Origin of the sequence: Collinsella sp. LCP19S3_B11, from assembly GCF_052121915.1 — a bacterium.
Lineage (GTDB): Bacteria > Actinomycetota > Coriobacteriia > Coriobacteriales > Coriobacteriaceae > Collinsella.
Genome location: NZ_JBQKDI010000008.1, coordinates 70217 through 92653 on the forward strand (window position 1 = coordinate 70217; position 22437 = coordinate 92653).

At 59.2% G+C, this 22437-nt stretch carries 18 protein-coding genes; all 18 read right to left on the bottom strand.

Annotation, left to right across the window (positions count from 1 at the left end):
* Positions 1-17 precede the first annotated feature (17 nt).
* A complete protein-coding gene (gpmI, locus tag ACTQV4_RS06075; RefSeq protein ID WP_304212185.1) occupies positions 18-1571 on the bottom strand; it encodes a 2,3-bisphosphoglycerate-independent phosphoglycerate mutase in 1554 nt (517 codons plus the stop codon).
* Positions 1572-1576: 5 nt separating this feature from the next.
* Positions 1577-2344 (bottom strand): triose-phosphate isomerase, encoded by a 768-nt coding sequence (tpiA, locus tag ACTQV4_RS06080; protein ID WP_154517452.1) that lies wholly within the window; start codon positions 2342-2344, stop codon positions 1577-1579.
* The gene (locus ACTQV4_RS06085) at positions 2337-3527 is read right to left on the bottom strand and encodes a phosphoglycerate kinase (protein ID WP_304212190.1); all 1191 of its coding nucleotides are present in this window, start codon (positions 3525-3527) and stop codon (positions 2337-2339) included. The genes tpiA and ACTQV4_RS06085 overlap by 8 nt, the downstream gene beginning before the upstream one ends.
* Positions 3528-3667: 140 nt before the next feature.
* Positions 3668-4693, bottom strand: a complete 1026-nt coding sequence (gene gap / locus ACTQV4_RS06090) for a type I glyceraldehyde-3-phosphate dehydrogenase (protein ID WP_154517458.1) — start codon at positions 4691-4693, stop codon at positions 3668-3670.
* A 193-nt stretch (positions 4694-4886) separates the two neighbouring features.
* On the bottom strand, positions 4887-5816 hold the full coding sequence (whiA, locus tag ACTQV4_RS06095) for a DNA-binding protein WhiA (RefSeq protein ID WP_154517461.1): 930 nt from the start codon (positions 5814-5816) through the stop codon (positions 4887-4889).
* A gap of 6 nt (positions 5817-5822) precedes the next feature.
* Positions 5823-6743: an RNase adapter RapZ gene (gene rapZ / locus ACTQV4_RS06100; RefSeq protein ID WP_427718645.1), complete on the bottom strand. Its 921-nt coding sequence runs from the start codon at positions 6741-6743 to the stop codon at positions 5823-5825.
* A 99-nt stretch (positions 6744-6842) separates the two neighbouring features.
* Positions 6843-7529, bottom strand: a complete 687-nt coding sequence (locus tag ACTQV4_RS06105; RefSeq protein WP_441038757.1) for an N-acetylmannosamine-6-phosphate 2-epimerase — start codon at positions 7527-7529, stop codon at positions 6843-6845.
* Between the two features lie 70 nt (positions 7530-7599).
* Positions 7600-8565: an ROK family protein gene (locus ACTQV4_RS06110; RefSeq protein ID WP_427728775.1), complete on the bottom strand. Its 966-nt coding sequence runs from the start codon at positions 8563-8565 to the stop codon at positions 7600-7602.
* A gap of 170 nt (positions 8566-8735) precedes the next feature.
* On the bottom strand, positions 8736-9656 hold the full coding sequence (locus tag ACTQV4_RS06115; RefSeq protein ID WP_427718650.1) for a dihydrodipicolinate synthase family protein: 921 nt from the start codon (positions 9654-9656) through the stop codon (positions 8736-8738).
* A gap of 68 nt (positions 9657-9724) precedes the next feature.
* Positions 9725-10576, bottom strand: a complete 852-nt coding sequence (locus tag ACTQV4_RS06120) for an acetylxylan esterase (RefSeq protein WP_441541198.1) — start codon at positions 10574-10576, stop codon at positions 9725-9727.
* Positions 10569-11546 (bottom strand): acetylxylan esterase, encoded by a 978-nt coding sequence (locus ACTQV4_RS06125; protein WP_427728772.1) that lies wholly within the window; start codon positions 11544-11546, stop codon positions 10569-10571. Before ACTQV4_RS06125 ends, ACTQV4_RS06120 begins: the two co-directional genes overlap by 8 nt.
* A gap of 80 nt (positions 11547-11626) precedes the next feature.
* A complete protein-coding gene (locus ACTQV4_RS06130; protein WP_154517508.1) occupies positions 11627-12454 on the bottom strand; it encodes an ABC transporter ATP-binding protein in 828 nt (275 codons plus the stop codon).
* Positions 12455-14470, bottom strand: a complete 2016-nt coding sequence (locus ACTQV4_RS06135) for a dipeptide/oligopeptide/nickel ABC transporter permease/ATP-binding protein (protein ID WP_427728769.1) — start codon at positions 14468-14470, stop codon at positions 12455-12457.
* Positions 14471-14473: 3 nt separating this feature from the next.
* Complete coding sequence (locus ACTQV4_RS06140; RefSeq protein WP_370450641.1) at positions 14474-15430, bottom strand: ABC transporter permease; 957 nt, start codon at positions 15428-15430, stop codon at positions 14474-14476.
* 157 nt (positions 15431-15587) lie between these two features.
* Complete coding sequence (locus ACTQV4_RS06145) at positions 15588-17195, bottom strand: ABC transporter substrate-binding protein (RefSeq protein WP_427718660.1); 1608 nt, start codon at positions 17193-17195, stop codon at positions 15588-15590.
* 364 nt (positions 17196-17559) lie between these two features.
* On the bottom strand, positions 17560-19446 hold the full coding sequence (gene uvrC, locus ACTQV4_RS06150; RefSeq protein ID WP_441559987.1) for an excinuclease ABC subunit UvrC: 1887 nt from the start codon (positions 19444-19446) through the stop codon (positions 17560-17562).
* A 60-nt stretch (positions 19447-19506) separates the two neighbouring features.
* Positions 19507-21804, bottom strand: a complete 2298-nt coding sequence (murJ, locus tag ACTQV4_RS06155) for a murein biosynthesis integral membrane protein MurJ (RefSeq protein WP_441541193.1) — start codon at positions 21802-21804, stop codon at positions 19507-19509.
* 3 nt (positions 21805-21807) lie between these two features.
* Complete coding sequence (gene ybaK / locus ACTQV4_RS06160) at positions 21808-22308, bottom strand: Cys-tRNA(Pro) deacylase (protein ID WP_441541191.1); 501 nt, start codon at positions 22306-22308, stop codon at positions 21808-21810.
* Positions 22309-22437 lie beyond the last annotated feature (129 nt).

Sequence of the window (22437 nt, forward strand, 5' to 3'; positions counted from 1 at the left end):
ACGGTATTTGTTTTCTATTAGGCCTCGGTGGCGAGCACGCGGCCCGTCATCTCGGCGGAAGGCTCCAGACCAGCCATGGTGAGCATAGTCGGGGCGATATCGGAAAGTCGACCGTCCTCGATACCGGTGAGCTGTGCCTTCTCATCAACGATGATGAACGGCACGCGGTTGGTGGTGTGAGCCGTAAACGGATGCTTGGAACCGTCGGAAGCAACGTCAAACATGTGATCGGCGTTGCCGTGGTCGGCGGTAATCAGCGCAAAGCCGCCCTTAGCGAGAATCGCCGGGACAACCTTGGACAGGGCATCGTCAACAGCCTCGACAGCCTTAACGGCCGCGTCGAAGACACCGGTGTGACCAACCATGTCGCAATTCGCGAAGTTCACGATGTAGAAATCAGCGCGGTCCTCGTTGATGGCAGCGACGAGCTTCTCGGTAACCTCGGGAGCGCTCATCTCGGGCTGCAAATCGTAGGTAGCAACCTTGGGGGAAGCGACGAGCACGCGCTCCTCGCCCTCCTTGGGCTCCTCGATGCCGCCGTTAAGGAAGAACGTCACGTGGGCGTACTTCTCCGTCTCGGCGGTGTGCAGCTGCTTCAGGCCATTGGCTGCGATAACGTCAGCCAGAACGTTCTCGGGGAACGTCTTGGGGAAGGCGACCTCGACGTCAAACGTCGGATCATATTCGGTCATCGTCACAAAGTGCGAGAGCTTGATCTGCTCGCGCTCAAAGCCGTCGAACTCCTTGTCCGTGAACACGCGGGTCATCTGACGAGCGCGGTCGGGACGGAAGTTGAAGAAGATGGCCGCGTCGCCCTCGTGGATGCCCTCGTTGTGGGCAGCGAACGGCTCAACGAACTCATCGCCGCGCGGATCCTTCTCGTAGTAGGCCTTGATACCGGCAACGGGGTCAGTATCGGCATCGGACGCATTGACCATGACGTCGTAGGCGCGCTCGATGCGCTCCCAACGGTTGTCGCGGTCCATGGCCCAATAACGGCCCGAGACGGTAGCAACGCGAGCGTCGCAACCAGTCTCCTCGGAGATCTTGGCCAGGAAGGCGCAGAACTCGCTCATGTAGCCGGCACCGGACTGCGGATCGACGTCGCGGCCATCCATAAAGGCGTGAACGCGAACGGTCTTAATGCCATACTGGGCAGCCATCTTGACCAGGGCCTCGACATGGTTCATGTGAGAATGAACACCGCCGGGGCTCATAAGGCCCATGAGGTGCAGGGTCTTGCCCTCGGCCTTGACGTCATCCATAGCCTTGACGAAAACCTCGTTCTTGGCGATGGAGCCGTCCTTGATGGCGTTGTTGATGCGCGAAAGTTCCTGAAACACGATGCGGCCGGCACCGATGTTGAGGTGACCCACCTCGGAGTTGCCCATCTGGCCGTCGGGAAGGCCCACGTCCTCGCCCGAAGCACCGAGCGTGGTGTGAGGATACTTCTCGTACAGGCTATCGAGGAAGGGCGTCTTGGCGGCAGCGACGGCGTTCTCGCCGTCGGCCGGAGCCAAGCCGCAGCCATCCATGATGATTAGGAGTGCAGGAAGATGACGCTGTGCCATATGCCCTACTCGCCTGCCTTGACGACCATAGAGGCGAAGTCGGCAGCCTTGAGCGAAGCGCCGCCCACGAGGGCGCCGTCAACGTCGGGCTTGGCAACAAGCTCAGCGATGTTGGCGGGCTTGGCGGAGCCACCATAAAGAACGCGGATGCCGTTGGCGAGCTCCTCGCCGAACATCTCCTTGAGGGTCTCACGGATAGCGCCGCAGACCTCCTGAGCGTCCTCGGCGGTAGCGGTCTTGCCGGTGCCGATGGCCCAGATGGGCTCGTAGGCGACGACGACCTGCTTGGGGCAGGTGATCTCAAGACCCTCGAGACCAGCCTTGACCTGGTTCACGACATGCTCGACATAGGTGCCGGCCTCGCGAACCTCAAGGGACTCACCGCAGCAGAAGACGGGAACAAGACCGGCGGCAACGAGAGCCTTAGCCTTCTTGTTCTGGTCCTCATCGGTCTCGTGGAAGTAGTCACGACGCTCGGAGTGGCCGATGATGCAGTAGGTGCAGCCAGCGGACTTGAGCATGTCGCAAGAGGACTCACCGGTGAAGGCACCCTTGGCCTCCCAGTACACGTTCTGTGCACCGAGGGCGATGGGGGCAGCCTGAATGCGGTCATGAACCGTAGTAATGTCGATGGTCGGAGGGCAGACGAGCACCTCGACGCCAGCCGGAACCTCGGGCAGAGCCTGGGCCAGCTCGTCGGCGAGCTTGGCAGCCTCGGCGACGTCGTTGTTCATCTTCCAGTTACCAGCGATAAGAAGGGTGCGATTAGGCATCGAGAAGCGCCTCCACTCCGGGCAGGGCCTTACCCTCGACGAGCTCCATGGAAGCGCCACCGCCGGTGGAGATCCAGCTCATCTTGTCGGCCAGGTTAAACTTGTTGACGGCTGCGACGGAATCGCCACCACCGATGATCGAGGTGCAATCAGCCTCGGCGACAGCCTCGGCGATAGCCTGGGTGCCGTGAGCGAAGTTGTCGAACTCAAAGACGCCCATGGGGCCATTCCAGAATACGGTCTTGGCGCCCTTGACGGCCTCGGCGTAGAGCTCCTCGGTCTTGGGGCCGATGTCCATGCCCTCACGGTCGTCGGGGATAGCGTCGGAAGCGACAACCTCGGGGACAGCGTCCTCGCCAAAGTGGTCGGCAACACGGTTGTCGATGGGGAGCAGGATCTTGACGCCCTTCTCCTCGGCCTTCTTGAGCATCTCGCCAGCGCGCTCGACCCAGTCCTCTTCCTTGAGGGACTGACCGACGGTCATGCCCTGAGCCAGGAAGAAGGTATAGGCCATGCCGCCACCGATAATCAGGGTGTCGGCGGAGTCGATAAGGTGATCGAGAACGCCGATCTTGGAGGAAACCTTGGAACCGCCGACGATGGCGACGAAGGGGCGCTCGGGCTCGGCGAAGATACCGGTCAGCGTGTCGACCTCCTTCTCCAGAAGGAAGCCAGCGACTGCGGGCAGGTAAGCGGCGGGACCCACGACGGAACCCTGGGCGCGGTGAGCGGTACCGAAGGCGTCGAGAACGAAGACGTCGCCATAGGAAGCGAGGGTCTTGGCGATCTCGGGATCGTTCTTCTTCTCACGCTTGTCAAAACGGACGTTCTCGAGAACGAGGACCTTGCCCGGCTCGACGGCGGCGACGGCCTCGGCGGCCTTCTCGCCATAAGTGTCGGCGACAAAAGCAACATCGAGACCAGAGAGCTCGGCGAGCTTCTTGGCGACGGGCTCGAGGGAAAGCTCGGGCTGGAAGCCGGTGCCCTCAGGACGGCCAAGGTGGCTCATGAGGATAACGCGAGCATTGTGCTCAACGAGATAGTTGATGGTGGGCAGGGCAGCCTTGATACGGGTGGTGTCGCCAACGACGCCATCCTTGATAGGCACGTTGAAGTCAACGCGGACGAGAACGCGCTTGCCGTCGACATCGATGTCGCGGACGGTCTTCTTGGTAAAGGCCATGTTTGCTTCTACCTTTCGTACGTGTCTGCCTCCCATTACGGCAGACGATTTCTTATAAAAAGGGCGCGACCTTAGGGTGTAAGCCCTATAAGGCCGCGCCCTTTTTTAGACGCTCAACGAGCTATTCGCTAAAAGCCAAATTAAGCAACGAACTTCTCGAAGTACTTGATGGTGCGGACCATCTGAGAGGTGTAGGAGTTCTCGTTGTCGTACCAAGAGGTAACCTGAACGAGGGTCTGGCCGTTGCCGAGGTCAGAGCACATGGTCTGAGTGGCGTCGAAGATGGAGCCATGGGTCTCGCCGATGATATCGGTGGAGACGATGTCGTCCTCGTTGTAAGCGAAGGTCTCGGAGATGGTGGCAGCGTAGGCCTTCATAGCGGCGTTGACCTCGTCGGCGGTAACCTTCTTGTCAACGACAGCGTAGAGGTTGGTGAGGGAGCCGGTCGGCGTCGGGACGCGCTGGGCGGCACCGATGAGCTTACCGTTGAGCTCGGGGAGAACCAGGCCGATAGCCTTGGCAGCACCGGTGGTGTTGGGGACGATGTTGACGGCGCAGGCGCGGCTACGACGCTTGTTGCCCTTGCGCTGCGGGCCGTCGAGCGGCATCTGGTCGCCAGTCCAGGCGTGAATGGTGGTCATGATGCCGGACACGATGGGAGCGAAGTCGTTCAGACCCTTGGCCATCGGGGCGAGGCAGTTGGTGGTGCAGGAAGCAGCGGAGATGATGTTGTCCTCAGCGGTCAGCGTCTCATGGTTGACGTTGTACACGATGGTGGGCAGATCGCTGCCGGCCGGAGCGGAGATGACGACCTTCTTGGCACCAGCGTTGATGTGGGCCTGAGCCTTAGCCTTGCTGGTGTAGAAGCCAGTGCACTCGAGAACGACGTCGACGTCGAGGTCGCCCCAAGGCAGGTTGTTGGCGTCGGCCTCCTTGTAGATCTTGATCTCCTTGCCGTCAACGGTGATGGAATCCTCGCCAGCGACGACCTCGTGATCGCGAGCATAGTTGCCCTGCGTGGAGTCGTACTTCAGCAGGTAAGCGAGCATATCGGGAGAGGTGAGGTCGTTGATAGCGACGATCTCGGAGCCCTCATGACCGAACATCTGACGGAAGGCCAGACGACCGATGCGACCGAAGCCGTTAATAGCAACCTTTACTGCCATTGTGTCTCCTTTCGTAAGGCCCCCGCAAGCTACAGCGCCCGCCGTTGAGGCCCACAAACTAACCACTCGCCTAATATACCTTTTTTTTGACTTGAATTTCACGAGAATGCTCGAAATTGAAAATCAAATTTGCTTTAAAACGTTTTAAAGCATAAAACAGCAGTTCAAGTACTATATAAACTGCCGCTTTAAACTACCTGTTCGCTTCAATGAGCTTTTCAAGACGCAAAACACGGTGATATAGGGCCGACTTTGACAAAGGAGGGTCGGCCATCTCCCCCAAATCTCGCAGTGAGAGATCGGGATAGCGCTCACGTAAGTCACAAAAGGCCGCCAAGGCATCCGGGAGCACATCGCGCATGCCGCGTCGCTCAAGCTCCTCGATAAGCGCGAGCTGATGTTGGGCAGCGCCGGCGCTTCTCGTCTGGTTGGCCAGCTCAGCATTCACGCGACGATTTACGTCGTTTTTCACCAACTTGACCGCACGGGCTTCCTCGATTTCGGCAACGCTGCGCTTGGCGCCAATCAATTTGAGCAAATGCTCAATCTCCTCGGCGCTCTTGATGTACACGGCATATGATCCTCGCCGGGCGTTGACGCGTGCATGAACCCCGACCTGCTCCAACAGGTCGCAAAGCCCCTTGGCGTATTGTTCGCCCTGCACCGCAATCTCCAGGTGAAAATCGCCACGCGGGTCTGCCACAAAGCCGCCGGCAATCAAAGCGCCGCGAATGTAGGCGAGCCTGCAGCAGGGCCGGGCGACGATATGGCGCGGCACACCGGCGACGAGCCCTCCCCTGCGGTCGAGAATGCCCAGCAGAACCAAAGCCTTATCGAGGTCGGGCTGGTCAGGTAAGGTGATGAGATAGTTTCGCACCTTATGCAAGACCGACTTGCGAACGGTAAACTCCGTTTTGAGCTTGAGGATGCGGTGCGTCAGCGTAATCATCGTGCGTGCAACGGCACCCGTCTCGGTCGCAACCGTCAAACGGTACCGACCAGAGCCCGCCAGCGAAAGCGTGCCACTCACACGTGTAAGAGCGGCAAGTGTCGACAGATCGCAATATTCACATTCGGGTTCGCAGCGCGCAAGCTCGTCACGCACCTCGGCGGTAAACGACATTCAAACCTATGCTTTCGTATTGGCACGCGACAAGTCGCGGTGAGAAATGCTCACGTGATACTGAGCACCTTCCAGGTATCGGGCCGTAGCCTCTGCAATGGCAACGCTGCGGTGCTGGCCGCCCGTACAGCCGATGGCAATGGAAAGCTGCGGCTTGCCCTCCGCGATATAACCCGGCATGACCGTATCGAGCAACTGCGTCCAAACCTTCCAGAACTCCTGCGTCTTGGGATGGTCCAGGACAAAGTCGGAGACCTTCTTATCGAGGCCGGTCAACGTGCGCATCTCGGGGTCGTAGAATGGATTAGGCAGAAAGCGAACATCGATCATGATGTCTGCCTCGACGGGCATACCATGCTTAAAGCCAAATGAGAAGACGTGGACGTCCATGAGCTGCTGGTCGGACAGCTCTGAAAAAGCCGCACGCAGCTTATTGCGTAAAGCAGAGGTACGAAGGCGGCTCGTATCGATGATCATATCGGCTCGGTCGCGCACGCCCTGGAGTTGTAAACGCTCGCGCTGGATGGCGTCGGCCGTGGTCTCCCCCGGCTTCGCAATGGGATGACGGCGGCGGTTTTCGCTGTAGCGGCGAATCAGCACCTCATCAGATGCATCGAGAAACACAATGTCACAGCTCATCTCGCGCTCTTCCAAGGCGGCAACGGCGTCAAGCAGCTCATCAAACAGGCCTTGGCTGCGAAGGTCACAGGTAACAGCAAGATGTCTACCCACACCCGTATTGATGCCAACAAGCTCTGCGAGCTGCGCAATCAGGCGCGGAGGCAGGTTGTCGATACAAAAATAGCCCATGTCCTCAAACACATGCATGGCTTGCGTTCGGCCCGATCCGGACATTCCGGTGATGATGACGATATCGGGAATGCGCTCCGTGCGCTCCGCCGCATCCATGGCATCTCCCTTTTGCATGTGCTGCCTCCTAAAATAAGCGCAGGACCCGGCCAGCGGATCCCGCGCGATCAATTGCCTTAGTTGAGTATACCGCCCCAAGCGGATACGAGGCCCGTCTTACGCCTCAAGCGCAGCCTTGAACCAACTCGTAATACTTGTGGGGTGCGTAATGGCAGTGCCAACGACAACGGCCCAGGCGCCGGCGTCAATCGCGGCGCGAGCCTCCTCGGGCGTATGCACACGACCCTCGCAAATAATGGGAAGACCGGGGAACTCCCCGGTTGCCTGGCGCAAAAGCGGCAGGTCGGGGCCGTCTGCCATGGTGCAATCGATGGCGGCGACGCCATGCGAAAGCGTAGTGGAAACCAAATCGAAGCCCATGTCGACCGCGCGGCGGATATCCTCGATCGTGGCGCAGTCCGCCATCAGAAGCACGCCCTCCTCGTGCAGCGGACGAAAAGTGTCCTCGAGCGACTTGCCATCGGGGCGCGGACGATCGGTGGCGTCAATCGCCACGATGTCAGCACCGGCAGCAACGCAGGCGCGGGCGTGACGCAGCGTCGGCGTGATGTAAACGCCCTCGTGTCCATCCTTCCACAGGCCGATAACAGGAACCTCACAACGACCCTTAATGGCAGCAATGTCGGCAAGGCCCTGGCAACGAATGGCGGCGGCGCCACCGAGTTCGCAAGCGCGAGACATTTGAGCCATGGTCTCGGGCGTACGAAGCGGCTCGCCCATATACGCCTGAACGCTCACGATGAGCTTACCCTTCAGGGATTGAATTAAAGGATCGACGGTCATAAGGCTATAACCTTTCTCAGAACAGCCTCCCGAGGCGTGTCGTCTCGGGAGGCTCCTACAGCAGATACGTTTACTTTAACGAGGCAAGAAGATGCTCGGCGGCACCGATAAGCGGTGCGTCGCCCTCCAGAGAACCGATGAGGATCGGCGTGTCCTGAAGCGGATCGAGCGCTTGGCTGGCATAGCCCTCGTGTACCGAATCCTTCCACGTCTGCGAACGCCAATCGGGTCCCTGGTGAATTACGCCACCCGAAAGCACGATGACCTCTGGATCCAGAATGTTGGCGAGCGAGCCCAAGCTAGCGCCCAATGCAAAGCCGGCATCGTGGATGACCTCGGTCGCCTTTGCGTCACCCGCGCGGCACAGGTCGTTCACGTCGCGGCCAACCGAGGGACGGCTGGGGTCAACACGACCGAAGCGCTCGTCGTACATGCGCCCAATCGACGTACCCGAAGCCACCGACTCCAGATGGCCGGAACGCCCGCAGGCGCAGGGAATGCCGGCGGCAGCCGAGCACTCGATGTGGCCCATATGGCCGGCAGCGCCATGGAAGCCCTGCATCACGCGGCCGTTCTCGACATATGCGCCTCCGATACCCGTACCGATGCCCAGACACAAGACGGAGAACTTGCCCTTGCCGACGCCCCAATGGGCCTCACCCAGAGCATGAGCCTGCACGTCGCCTACAACGGCAACGGGAAGACCGAGGTCCTCGCGCAGACGCGGCCCCAACTGAACGCCGGACCAGCCGGGCATGATCTCGTTGGCATACGCGATGGCGCCCGTCTTGGGATCGACGACGCCAGCGGCACCGATACCGACGCCAAGGACCTCGACATCGGGATTCGCCTCGAGAGCGGCCTTGATGGACGCCTCGATACGCTGGAAGACGGCCTCACCGCCCTCTTGGGCCTCGGTGGGAACCTCAGCCTCAAATACGGGATGGGGCACGCCGCCATCAGCCGGATATTCCATAATGGCGGTCGCAATCTTGGTGCCACCGATATCAACGGAGCAGATGTACTTGTTCTCCATGTCGCTCTCCTTAGGAGATAAAAACAACTACAGGAAATAAAGGCGGTGTTATCGCCGCAGCTTGCTAAAGGCTTCCCGAGTGCCCGGGGTTGGGGTGAAAGCGGTCGGGCATTGACCTAATGGGTCACGCTCGATCGCTTGAGCCCCAAGATCGGGTGCCCGGGAAAGCTTTACAGGAGACCGTTGTCCTGGAGGACCTTCCTAATCGCCTCGACGTTCTCGCCGGTCATGGCCTTCACCGGGCGCGGCATGGTCGGGCTGTCGAAAATGCCCATGAGGTTCATAGCGGTCTTGAAGGCGCCAACGCCACCGGCATAGCCCTGGACGCCCGAGGTGACGTCCCAGATGTGCGAAATCTCATTGAGGCGATCCTGCTCGGCTTTGACGGTAGCCCAGTCACCAGCCTGAGCGGCCTTCCACTGACGCACGTAGCCCTCGGGCTCAACGTTGGCGAGACCCGGGACAGAGCCGTCGGCGCCACCAAGGTAGGCACCGTCGACGACGACCTCATGGCCGGTGAGGATGCTCATCGGATGGCCGTTCTTCTCGTTCTCCTGAACGAGGTAGCGGAACGAGACGTCGTCACCCGAGGAATCCTTGACGCCAGCAAGGACGCCCTCGGCGCCGAGCTTTGCAAGGAGCTTCCAGGGGAGCTTGGTGTGAACGCACACGGGAATGTCATAGGCAAAGATGGGCAGGTCGAGCTCCTCGTGCAGGATGCGGAAATGCTCCTCGACCTCGGTCATGCCCTGCAGGGCATAGAACGGGCAGGTGGCAACGAGCGCATCGGCGCCCAGCTCCTGAGCAACCTTACCGTGCTCAATCATGCGCTCGGTCTCGGTATCGATGATGCCGACCAGAACAGGAACGCGGTGGTCGACGATTCGAACGGCCTCGGCGATGATCTGTCGACGACGCTCGTCGGTGGAGAAAACGACCTCACCCGAAGAGCCCAGGAAGAACAGGCCATCGACGCCGGCGTCGATCATGCGGTTGATGCTGCGCTCAAAGGAGGCAACGTCGAGCTGGTGATCTTCGGTATCGGGAACAACGACGGGAGGAATAACACCGGTGAATTTCTGAGTTGCCACAAGAATCTCCTTAGTTGTCTGGCGGGTGGCCCTATGCCGCCCACTCTTGTTGGCAGTGTCCAGGCCGTCTAGGCCAAAGAACACAGGTAGAACGCTTGGTTAAAGAAGTCGACGACTTCGTTTTCGAACGCATTGATGCGTTCGTGAGCATATTTGGCATAGATAATATGCCTCCGGTCACACTCAAGACCGTTGAATACGGCAAACTGGCTCTTGGGATCGCTCACGGCATCCATGAGCGATGTACCCATGAGTACCGATCCGCGCACCCGAGACGACAGCGCTTCGAGGCCGCCGGGAAGCGGATTGGCAACCGCCGTGCAGGCAAGGCCCCGCTCGTCCAGAGCAGAAACCGCCAGCGCGACTCCACCGCCAAGGCCCTCGCCCCATGCAAAGATGCGGTCGGGGTCCATGCCGTCAAGATTGCGCGCGACCTTTGCCATTGCACAGCCCCAGCGGACGCGTTCAACAAAAACGGGCGAGGTAACCCCCTGCTTCAGCTCGCTGAGCCCAATCACATCGTCGTCCAGCGCAAGCACGGCATATCCCATGGCGGCAAACCTCGTCATGTGATGCCATCCACGTACGGGTCGGTCGATGTCATGAAACATCAGGCATAGCGGCACAAGCTCGGATGCCCGGGCACAACCTGAGGGCTCAATCAAACGGCCGTGTACGACTTCCCCGGCAAGTTCAAAGGAAACCTCGGAGTAGCGCGCGCACGGATTGGCGAAATCAATCGCCGTGACAGTCAGTCCGCAAACCTCAAGGTCCGAAGCGGCTGCCTCCAACTCGGAAACATCCGCCAAGGCATCGCCGCGCCAATCACGGAAATCGGAGAGCCTTGACGAAACCGTCCCAGAGATCCCCGCAAGCTCGGGGTCAATCAGCTCATTGACATTGCTCTCGCACTTAGACATGAGCCTCCCCTTCCTTGCAGAAAAACGGAATGATCAGATCGTCAAAATCCTGAATCTCCTCGTGGCCAAAGCCCTCAAAGAACTCATGGCGCTTCTCACAGGTCAGGTTATTGTAGACCGCAAACTGCGTCGCCGGTGGACAGACGATATCAGCCGTTCCCGTGCCAAACAGCACGGGGCATTTGACCATGGGGGCAAAGTTCTTGGAATCGAAATACGCCAGCTTGGCATAGGCCTCGTCAATACGAGTCGAGTCCTCGTCAAACCAGCGAGACCAATAGCGCAGGCCCTCGTAGGCAATGTCGTCGGCATCCAAATCCCAGACCAGGCGGAAATCCGACAGGAAAGGATAGAGGATGGCGGCACGATTGATAAGCTCGCTGTTAAGCGCGCAGGTCGCAATGCCCAAGCCACCGCCCTGCGACGCACCGTTCACAAAAACACGGGCAAGATCGATGCCCTCGAGCTCGCGAACAATGCGGCACAGAATGCGGATATCCTGATGCAAGCGTACGTAGTAGAGATTGGCCGGGTCGCCGTCGATACCGGCAACGATATGCCCGGCAACCGTTGTGCCTTCAAATCCACCAATATCCTCGGAGGGGCCACCCTGACCGGGGCAGTCGAGGGCGACAAGTGCCATGCCCATACCCGCAAACGACGCCTGCTCGAACCAGCTGCGGCTTGCGCCCGGATAGCCGTGGAACTGTAGCACCAGCGGCACGGACTCGTCCGAAACCGGCTTGAGATACTTGGCATGCAGGCGGGCGCCACACATGCCGGTATACCAGAGGTCAAAAAACTGGCAGGTCGCAGCATCGGCAATCGATGCCGCCTCGACCGAATAGTCGATCTCGACGGCGTCAGCCTCGGCCATGCGGTCGTTCCAAAAGAGATCGAAATCTGATGGACGAGGCATGGCGCCCCGATAACCACCAAATTGCTGTTGTAGCTCCTGAGCGCTTGGCATGGCTCGTGAACCCAACCTTTCGAAATCGCAACGAGGGTGCGCCCGGCAAGGGAGCCGGGCGCACAGGAGGGAAAGCGAACCTACTCGCCAAGCTTGGGGTGCAGCAGCGACGGCGCAGCACCGAGCAGCATCTTGGTGTAGGGGTCCTGCGGGTTCTGGAAGACCTGCTTGGCCTCGCCCTGCTCGACGATCTTGCCGCCGTTCATGACGATGATGTCGTCAGAGATGTAGCGGACCGTCTGGATGTCATGGCTAATGAACACCATAGCCAGGCCGAGCTCCTTCTTAAGATCGGTCAACAGGTTGAGGATCTGCGCGCGGACCGAAACGTCCAGAGCCGAGGTGGGCTCGTCGGCGATGATGGCGTCAGGGTTCAACGACAGGGCACGGGCAATTGCCACGCGCTGGCGCTGACCGCCCGAAAGCTGGCCGGGAAGAACCTCGGCGGCAGAGCTGGGCAGACCGGTGAGCTCCAGGAGTTCCTTGACGCGCTTCTCCTGCTCGGCCTCGGTACCCAGGTTGTGGACGCGCATGGGGTCGAGCAGCTGCTCGCGAACGACCATGCGAGGGTTGAGTGCCGTCGCGGGGTTCTGGAACACGACCGAGATGACGCGGCCCATGTGACGACGATCCTCGGCAGTACGCTTGGTGACGTCCTTGCCCTTAAAGTAGACCTTGCCACTCGTGGGGGCCTGCAGGCCGCACATGACATTAGCAGTGGTGGACTTGCCGCAACCGGACTCGCCGACGATGCCGATCGTCTGACCGGGCATGAGCTTAATGGTCACGCCTTGGACGGCATGAACCAGATTGGGGTGCAGGATCGAACCGGTACGGGTCCTAAAGGTGACGTGGACATCGTCAAGGAAGATAATCGGCTCGACGCCGTTGACCGCAGTCTCGCTCATCTACATCACCTCCGCATGAGGGGTCAAACCATTTGCCTTGAGCACCTCATCGGGGAGCTCGGAATAGAAGTGCTCGGTGCCGGGCACGCGCTTGAAGACCGGACGGGTGTCCAGGCCGATGTGCGGATGGCTTGAGCGGGGCGCGAAGCGATCGCCCTTGGGGAAATCGCGCGGGCTGGGGACGGCGCCGGGCACCTGGTGCAGGCGGCCCGAACCGCTCTCGATGGACAGAACGGAACCCAGAAGACCGCGGGTGTACTCGTGAATCGGGTTGGTGAGCAGCTCCTTGGTGGGCGCCTGCTCGATAACCTGACCGGCGTACATAACCGTGATGTTATGGGCGACCTCGGCGACCAACGCCAGGTCATGCGAGACGAAGATCATGGCAAAGCCGAGCTTGGCCTGAAGATCGTTGAGCAGCTTAATGACCTGCTTTTGGACGGTAACGTCCAGAGCGGTCGTGGGCTCGTCGCAGATGACCAGCTTGGGGTCGCGGGTAAGGGCCATAGCGATCAGAACGCGCTGACGCTGTCCACCGGAAAGCTCGTGCGGATAGCTCTCGAGCGTGCGCTTGGGATCGAGGCCGACGAGCTCCAGGAGCTCCTCGGCGCTGCGGGTGCCGCCGCGCTTGGTGAGCTGCTTCATCTGGGCGGAGATGAGCATAGAGGGGTTGAGCGAGGACAGGGCGTCCTGATAGACCATGGCGATATCGGTACCGCGCAGGCCGAACCACTCCTTCTTGCTCATCTTGAGCAGGTCACGACCCTCCCAGAGGACCTCGCCGGAAAGATGCTCGTCCTCATCGGTCAGGCCCATGATGGCCAGCGTGGTGATGGACTTACCGCAGCCGGACTCGCCTACCAGGCCCATGGTCTGGCCGGGACGGACGTCAAAGTTGACATGGTCGACGACGTTGATATCGCCGTGGTGCTCAAACTGGATGCAGAAATCGCGGACCGAAAGAATCGGCTCAACGGACTCATCGGGCACATGGCGGTCGTTACGCTTGAGCTCGACATCGCGCAGGGCGCCAAGACGGGCGGACAGGGACTGGGCCTGCTCCTTGTAGGCGCGAACGGGGTCGGAGACCAGCAGGTCGGCCTCGCGGCGCTTGGAGGAATCGGTCGGATCCAGGGCGGCGGAAGGAGCAGCGGCCATAGCGTCGGTAATGCCCTCGGAGAGGATGTTGAGCGCCAGGCAGGTGATCATGATGGCCAGACCCGGGAACAGCGCCTGCCACCAACGACCGGCGAGCACGCCACCGCGGGCGTCGGCGAGGATGTTGCCCCACGTAGCAGTGGGCTCCTGGATGCCAGCGCCGATAAAGGTCAGCGAAGCCTCGAAGATGATGGCATCGGCGACCAGGGTAACGGTGAAGACCATGATCGGGGCAATGCAGTTACGAAGAACGTGCTTGATCAGAATCCACGGAGCCTTGGCGCCGGAGACGATGACCGCGCGGACATAGTCCTCACCGTACTCGGATACGATGTTGGCACGCACGATACGGGCGATCTGCGGGGTGTACATAAAGCCGATCGCAAAGATAATCGACGGCACGGAGTTGCCCAGGATGGAAACGAAGACGGCTGCGAGGGCGATACCCGGGACAGACATGATGATGTCCAGGATGCGCATAATCGTCTCGGAGACGGCCTTGCGCGAAACCGCAGCAAGAGCACCGACAACGGAGCCACAGACCAGAGCCATAGCGGTAGCACCAAAGCCGATGATCAGCGAGTAACGACCACCGTAGAGCATACGCGAAAGGATGTCACGGCCCTTGTCGTCGGTTCCGAAGATAAACCCGTTGCCGGGGGCCTGGCGAGCCGTAAAGATCTCGACCGGGCTATAGGGGGCAAGAACGGGGGCAAGAATCGCAGTCAGGGCGACCAGCACCAGCACGATGGCGGCAATCTTAGAAGACAGCGTCATCTTCTTCCAGCCACCGAGCTTGAGCCCCTTGGAGGCAGCCTTCTCGAGCTGCTCGGTTTGCTTCTCTCGAATCTTTACCATAATCTACACCGTCCTGATGCGCGGGTTGATGAGCAGGTAGAGCATGTCAACCACGATGTTGATGATGATGAAGGCAAGAGCAACGACGATGACGACGCCCTGAACCAGGTTCGCCTCGTTGCCCTGAACGCCCTGCAGGATCGCAGTACCCATGCCGGGGAGGTTGAAGATGACCTCGATGACGACGGCGCCGCCCATGAGATAGCCAATCTTAAGACCGAGGGTGGTGACCGGGGTGATCAGCGCGTTGCGGAGAACGTTGATGCCGACGACGACCTTCTCGGGAACGCCGGCGCCGCGAGCCATACGGACATAGTCCTTGTCGAGCTCCTCGACCATGGCGGTACGCACGATACGAGTCATCTGACCCGTCAGCGGAAATGCCAAGGCGATGGCGGGCATGATCATGCGTCCCAGATAGCCAGCCGGATTCGTGGTGAAGTGCGGCAGGGCACCCGATGCCGGGAGTACCTTAAGGTAGGAAGAGAACAGCAGGATCAACAGAACGGCAAGCCAGAACGACGGGGTTGCCAAGCCGGCGATGGAAAAGACGCGGATCACTTGGTCCGGCCATTTATCGCGATACAGTGCCGCGATGACGCCGAGCAAAAACGATACGACCGCACCGATGGCAAGACCGATGAAGGTCAGCTGCATCGTGACGGGTAGGGCCGTGGAGATGCGCTTGGCAACGGAGTTGCGAGCAGCACCATAGGTGCCCATGTCGCCATGGATCAAATTGCCCATATAGCGCACGTAGCGCACGGGCCAGGGGTCGTCCAGACCATACTTCTCATGGTACTCGGCAACCGCCTCGGGCGAGGCACCGTCACCCAACGCCGTGTAGGCGGGGTCGGTCTTGGAGAACGACATAAGGAAGAACACCAGGACGGTGACGCCCAATGCCATGATCGGCAGCGCCACGAGACGCCTTCCAATCAAACGTAGAAAGTTGTTCACGTTCTCTCCCCTTTCTTTTGTCGGTAGGACCAACTGGTATATGAGTACGGACACTCATTACAAGACCCGAGCGACATCGTTGCCGCCCGGGTCTTTGTTTCAACTATGAGGATACGGTCCCAACGGCCGACATCCTGCATATAGACTCAAGCGAGTCTTACGCCTTGACGGTCGCGACACCCTTAAAGGACATGCTCGTCGTGCCGATGCCCTTGAAGCCATCGAGGGCCTCGCCGTTGGGCGCAGTGGACGGGTCGTTCCAGGAAGCGGAGACGGTCTTAACGTGGACAACGGGGTACAGAACGGCGTTGTCGGCGATGATGTCGAAGCACTCGTTCCACTTCTTCTGCTGCTCGTCGCCCTCGGCGGCAAGAGCCTCGTCCATAAGGCCGTGGAGCTTCTGCCACTCAGCGGACTCCTTCCACGGGCAACGGGTCTGCATCCAGACGTTGTCGCCGTACCACCAGTTGAGCAGCAGGTCGGGGTCTGCGCCGAAGCAGGAAGGATCGCCAGGGGCAAGGAGGATATCGTAGGCCTCGCCGCCGTCGATGGCAGCATAGGTGGCCGGCGAGGTATCGGTCTGGATGGTCACATCGAAGCCGAGAGCGTCGAGGTCGTTCTTGACCTGGGCAGCCATGCCCTTGATCTGCTCGTTATCAGTGGTGCGCAGGGTAATGGCGCCCGGGGTGATACCGGACTCCTCGATAAGCTTCTTGGCCTTCTTGGCGTCGGTCTTGTACACCGTGGAGGCCTCATGATAGTTGGTGAAGCTCTTGGGGAGGTAGCAGCTGGCAGCGGTAGCAAGGCCGGCGAAGGTGTTGCTGATCATCTTCTCGGTGTCGAGCGCATACATGACAGCCTGACGGACCTTGACGTCGTTCCAAGGCTCCTTGGCGACGTTGAACATGATGAAGCGGGTGCCGAAGCCCTGGACGTTGTCAATCTTGCAGCCAGCGCCCTCGAGCTGGTCGACGGCGTCAGCGGTAACGAGCTCCATGACGAGCGTGGAGCCTTCCTGCTGAGCGGTGACGCGAGCGGTGGGGTCGGTCAGGATGCTGTACTGGATCTTCTTATCCTCGGCAGCATACTCACCGTTGTACTCGGGGTTGGGAACCAGGGTGATCTCGGTATCGGAGATAGAATCGTACATCCAGGGGCCGGAGCCGATCGGCTGCTTGGCGCGATCCTCCTCGCTCTGGGCGGCAGGAGTAACGCGAATGATGGCCAGACGATCCTTGAGCAGGGAGAAGTTGGGGACCTTGGTCTTGACCGTCACGGTGCTGGCGTCCTTGGCCTCGATGGACTCGAAAGGCTGGAAGAACGGAGCGTAGGTGGCAGAAGCGGCGCAAGCGGTGTAGGAGGCGACGACGTCGTCAGCGGTAACCTCGGTGCCATCGGAGAATTTGGCGCCCTTGCGGATGGTGACCTCGAAGGTGGTGTCGTCCACGGACTTGGGATCATCGGTGGCGAGCTCGTTGAAAGTGCTGTAGTCGTGGTAATCGATGCCGTAGAGGCCCTCGACGACGTGCCAGTTAGCGCCCAGGCCCACGGCGGAGCCGGTGCTGGCGGGGTCGAAGCTGGACGGAGCGTAAGCGGAACCGGCGGTGATCACGCCACCGCCACGGTTGGCGGAATCGGCGGGAGCGGAACCCTCGTCGCTAGAGCTGCCACCGCAGCCAGTGAGACCAAAGCCGGCGACAGCAGCGACGCTGCCGGTGAGGCCAAGGAACGAACGCCTGGACATACCCTTATTGATGATGGCCATGTCTTCTCCTATCAATAGAGAATCTTACCCGGGAGCACCTAAACTTGCCCCCGCGCAACTTGCGGACGATATATACCTTACCTACCGACAAACCCAACTGAGGTGCCGCGCTCGGCGACCGATACATACATACGCTTGAACGGTATTTACTACCGTTCACCGAATTCGTTGACAAACGATACAGCAGACAGTATGTATCGGCGAGGTGAGATATCAGTCTTCGTCAACCCGCAGGATAGCAGGGTTTTCGCTTGGGTTAGTCAAACGTTTTAGCGTTAATAAAACCCGAAACCAGCAGGCAATCATGGCGAAATAAATGGTTGAAAATCACGCAATCATGTATATCAGTTGTTTAGGCTCGTGTTTAGCTATCGGAATGGCCAGCCGCTGCCTCGGCGCGCTCGGCATTCCATGCAACGAGCGCCTCGTGGACCGCCTTGGCAACATCGGCAGGTATGCCGCGAACTTCCGCGATCTCTTGTTCACTCGCCGCGCGCAACCGCTTCATCGAGCCAAAATGGCGCATAATTGCACGTTTTCTAGTGGGTCCCACGCCTGGAACGTCATCGAGTACCGAAACCGTCATGGCTTTATCGCGCAACTCACGATGGAACGTGATGGCAAAACGGTGCGATTCGTCGCGCACCTGCTTGATGAGATAGAGCGACGCAGACCCGGTCGGAAGTACGACAGGAGTCTCGTCCCAAGGCACGAAAACCTCCTCATCGGCCTTTGCCAAACCACAAACTGGTATATCGAGCCCAAGGGCCTCAAGTTGCTTAATTGCAGCCGTCAATTGCGGCTTGCCGCCGTCGACAACGAGCAAATCGGGGCGCGAGCCAAAACGTTCGTCGGTCATCCGCTCGGGAGCATAGCGACGCCCCAAAACCTCGGACATCGAAACGAAGTCGTTCGCCTCGTCCAATTCGGCCTGGATTTTAAAGCGGCGGTACTGGCTCTTGTCGGCATGGCCGTTGGTAAACACCACCATCGAGGCGACCGTAAAGGTGCCATGAAGCGTAGAGATATCGAAGCACTCGATTCGCATTGGCGGCGCAGGTAGCGCCAAGGCGCTCTCAAGCTCCAGGAGCGCTCGATTGGTGCGATCGTCGGCGTATCCCGTGCGCATCATATAACGCATGAGGGCATGACGCGCATTTTTAGATGCCATATCGAGCAACCGGTGTTTTTCGCCGCGCTGAGGCCTATGGAGATGACAGGAACGCTCGCGCTTGTCCGAAAGCCATTCCCCTAGCGCCTCCGCATCCTCAAGCTCGACGGAAAGGTTCACCTCGGCTGGAATATCAGCCGTCTCGTCGTAATAGCGCTTGAGAAAGCCCGACTGAAGCTCCTCTTCATCGACATCCAGGCCCTTATCGAGAATGAACTCACAGGTTCGAACCGTTCGCCCCTCGCGCACAACAAACACGCAGGCGGCCGAAATGGTCTCTTCTCGATAGAAACCAATCACATCGAGATCGACACTCGACGGAAAAACGACCTGCTGTCGGTCGTCCAGGCCCCTAATAACTTCCAAGCGACGCTTGACGCGCGCCGCCCGCTCAAAATCGAGCGCTCCGGCGGCGTCCGTCATCTCGGATGTAAGCTCATCAACGACATCTTTACGATGGCCCGACAAAAATCGCTCGACGCGTTTAACGTTTTTAGCATAGTCGGCTGGAGAGATCGCACCGACGCATGCCCCCGGGCCGCGACCAACATGGAAGTCAAAGCAGGGACGCCCGTTTTGAGCGCAAATCATATTGACGATATCTTCTTCGCCCTTGTGGGACTCGACGATACGGCGGCATCGACGCCATTCCGCACAAGAAGCCGAGCAGATCGGGATTACCTTGCGCAGCGTATCAATGGTCTCGCGCGCCGCGCGGCTGTCGGTATAGGGACCAAAATAACGCGTTCCCGGCTTATGACGCTCACGAGTATATTTAATAGCTGGGAACAGATCGCTCTTGGTGATAGCGATAAAGGGATAGCTCTTATCGTCCTTAAGGTCGACATTAAAGTACGGATGATATTGACCGATCAGGTTGCGCTCGAGCACCAGCGCCTCGTGCTCGTTCTCGACAACGATATAGTCAAAGCTCGCAACCAGCTGCATCATCAGTGGAATCTTTTGGCGCTCGTCCTGCAGCGTCACATATTGACGCATGCGCGAGCGCAGATTTTTAGCCTTGCCAACGTAAATGACATCGCCCTTGGCATCTTTCCAAAGGTAGCAGCCAGGCTGCATGGGCACACGCGAAACCTGTTCGGCAAGCGTTGGAATGTTGTCATGACCTGCCACGACTGCCTACCTGCGGCGAAGAAGCGCGGAGACCTCAGGCATCTTTAGAAGGACGGCAAGGCCAAAAGTCACGGCAAGTGAAACCATGCCCGCGATGCAAACATAGCCCAAGGTAATAAGAATCGATCCGCTAAGCGCTCCGACAAAACTCTCGAGCGCCCACAAAACGCCGGCACCCGCTGCGGCACCCAGGCCGCCGAGCAAAAGGCCATAGAAGCAGCCGTGCAGAATAGATTTGACCTGAAGACCCTGCAGACGACGACGCAGCCACCACAGCGAACAGCCGACCAGAATCACATAGTCGACAACATACGAAATCGCAATCGCAGGCATGCCATAGCCCATCACCACACCAAACAGCAGAACCGAACCAGCCTGACCGATGGCAGAGTATAGGCAATAGCGGCTATAGGGCTTCATGTCGAGCAACGCCGAGAAGCTCTTCTGCATCAACACGACCACGCCGTAGAGCGGCAGGGAGAGCGCCAGATAAACCAGAAACTCGGACACAAGCGCCACACCCGACTCGTCAAACTTGCCGGCGCAATAAATCATGTTGAGCGGACGGGCAAACACAATGAGATATAGCGCGAAAGGAATCAGGAAGAAGAGCATCTGGGCCACGCCGCGCGAGATACCAGCGCGCACGCTGTCATAATCCTTTTCCTGGGCATCGTGCGAAAGCTCGGTATAAAGCGCCGTCGAGAGCGAGGCGGCTATCAAGGCATAAGGCAGTGTGTACCAAAGGCGCGCATAGGCAATTACAGAAGGACCGGTCTCGGGCTGCACCACCAGCGCGGCTGCGTTGGTAATGGAAGTCGACACGAACATGCATACCGTAGCGAGCAACGTCGGGACGCCGAGCGCGAGCGTCTGTCGCAGTGCAGGATCCTTGAAGTCGATATGAATATGAGGCCGGACACCATGCTTACCGAGTGCGGGAATCTGGCACGCCATCTGGACAAAAACGCCAAGCGTCGTGCCGAGCGAAATCAAAACGACGCCCGCTTGCTCACCAAAGCAGGCAGATACGGGAGCGAAGCCCATAAAACTCGCAATGACAATCACATTGTTGAGTACCGGGGCGAACGTCGACCAAAAGTAGTCACGATGCGCGTTAAGAACGCCCGAGAACACCGAGCCCAGGCCGTAGAACAAAATCTGAATGGCAAAGAAACGGAACATGAATGCAGCGGTATCCATGCTTCCGCCATCGCCCGAAAGGAACGACTGCGTCCAGATAAAGCCCGGAGCAAACACGGTGCCCAACACCGAAATGCCGCCCAGCAGCAAAAGCAGGATGCCGAGCAGATTACCTACGTATTCGTTTGAGGCGTCGCGACCCTGCTCACGACGCACGCCCATGTACACCGGCAAAAAGGCGGTAACCAACATACCGCCCATCACGAGCTCATAGAGCATATTGGGCAGGTTGTTGGCGACCTGATAGGAAGACGAGAGCAGCGACATGCCGATGGCGGCAGCCATAGCCCAAGTACGGATAAACCCGGTGACGCGCGACACGATGGTCAGTGCAGTCATGAGGCCGGCAGAACGGCCAACCGTAGAGTAGTCCGACGAGCCCATATCATCTACGTCGTCCTGTGATTGGGGGCTGACTTCAGTGTGTTGTCGAGAATCAACCTCGATATCAGGCTCATCGATTATCGCGAAGGGGTCGTCGACCAAAACGGCATCATCGGCAGAAAAAGCTCCGTCAATAGGCGTGACATCGTTGTCAAACGAAGCGTCATCGTTAGCTACGGCATTATTACCAAACACCGTGTCAACTTCCCTGGCGGCAGCGGTTCGACCAGAAAACGACAATAGATCCCAATCATCGTCCTCAACAGCAACGCCCTCGACCGGATCGGTCGAGCCGAGCGGTGACCACTCGTCATCCAAAAGCAACTGCTCGCCATCACCGTCGGTTGCAGGCCTCGCGGGACGATCGGCTGGGACACCCTGCAGTGCGCCCTTTCCCTGAGCCGCCATCAAAAACACCGCCGTCTCATCGGGACGCGGCGCACGAGACGCCCCGGCGTCAGGCATCCGTCCGGCACGGGATTGAGCCGCGGCCAAAAACACCGCCGTCTCATCGGGACGAGCCGAAGAGAGAATCGTACGGGGAGGCACCGTACCGGCACCGGCGGCACGCAAATACACAGCCGTCTCACCTTGATCTGCAGCAACGGACCAAGCGTTTCGAATCTGGTCATCGACCGAAGAAGCCTCAGGCGCGGGCGTCTGAGAAGCCGAACCCTTTGCAAAGTGAGCTCCGCGCTTCGATTCTTCCTGCGGCATCGCTCAGTCCTCTCTCGTGATCGGGGCAACCATCGCCCCGCAAAATGCAACTAAGTCGTCGGGGGCAAGCTCAAGTTGATAGCCACGCTTACCGCCTGAGATAAAAATGGTATCCCAAAGGACGCATGTCTCATCGATCAGCGTCCGAAAGCGTTTTTTCATGCCGACCGGACTGCAGCCGCCCCGGACATACCCCGTCGCGGCAAGCAAGTCCTTGACATGCATCATGGTCAGCGACTTTTCACCAGCGGCGCGCGCGGCGGCCTTTAGGTCAAGCTCGTCGGCAACGGGAAGACAGCACACAACGTGTTCGTTGGACGGCGTCACGCAAACCAAGGTCTTAAACCCCTGGCCAGGCTCCTCGCCAAGTTGTTCCAAAATTGCAACGCCTAAACCCACCGACTCATCGCCATCGTCTTCATACGTATGGAGAATATAGGAGATGCCGGCGTTTTCCAGCTCGCGCATCGCATTGGTTTTCGGCGTCTTTGCAGCCTTTGCCATGGCATGTCCCTTCCCTCGCATTCGAACGTAACGCCTAAGTATATGTCCAATTTAGCCGCATACGTCATCTCGACACACAGAAGCGCCACCGAATCGAAAGGAATCGGTGGCGCTTCTCGTACGACGGCG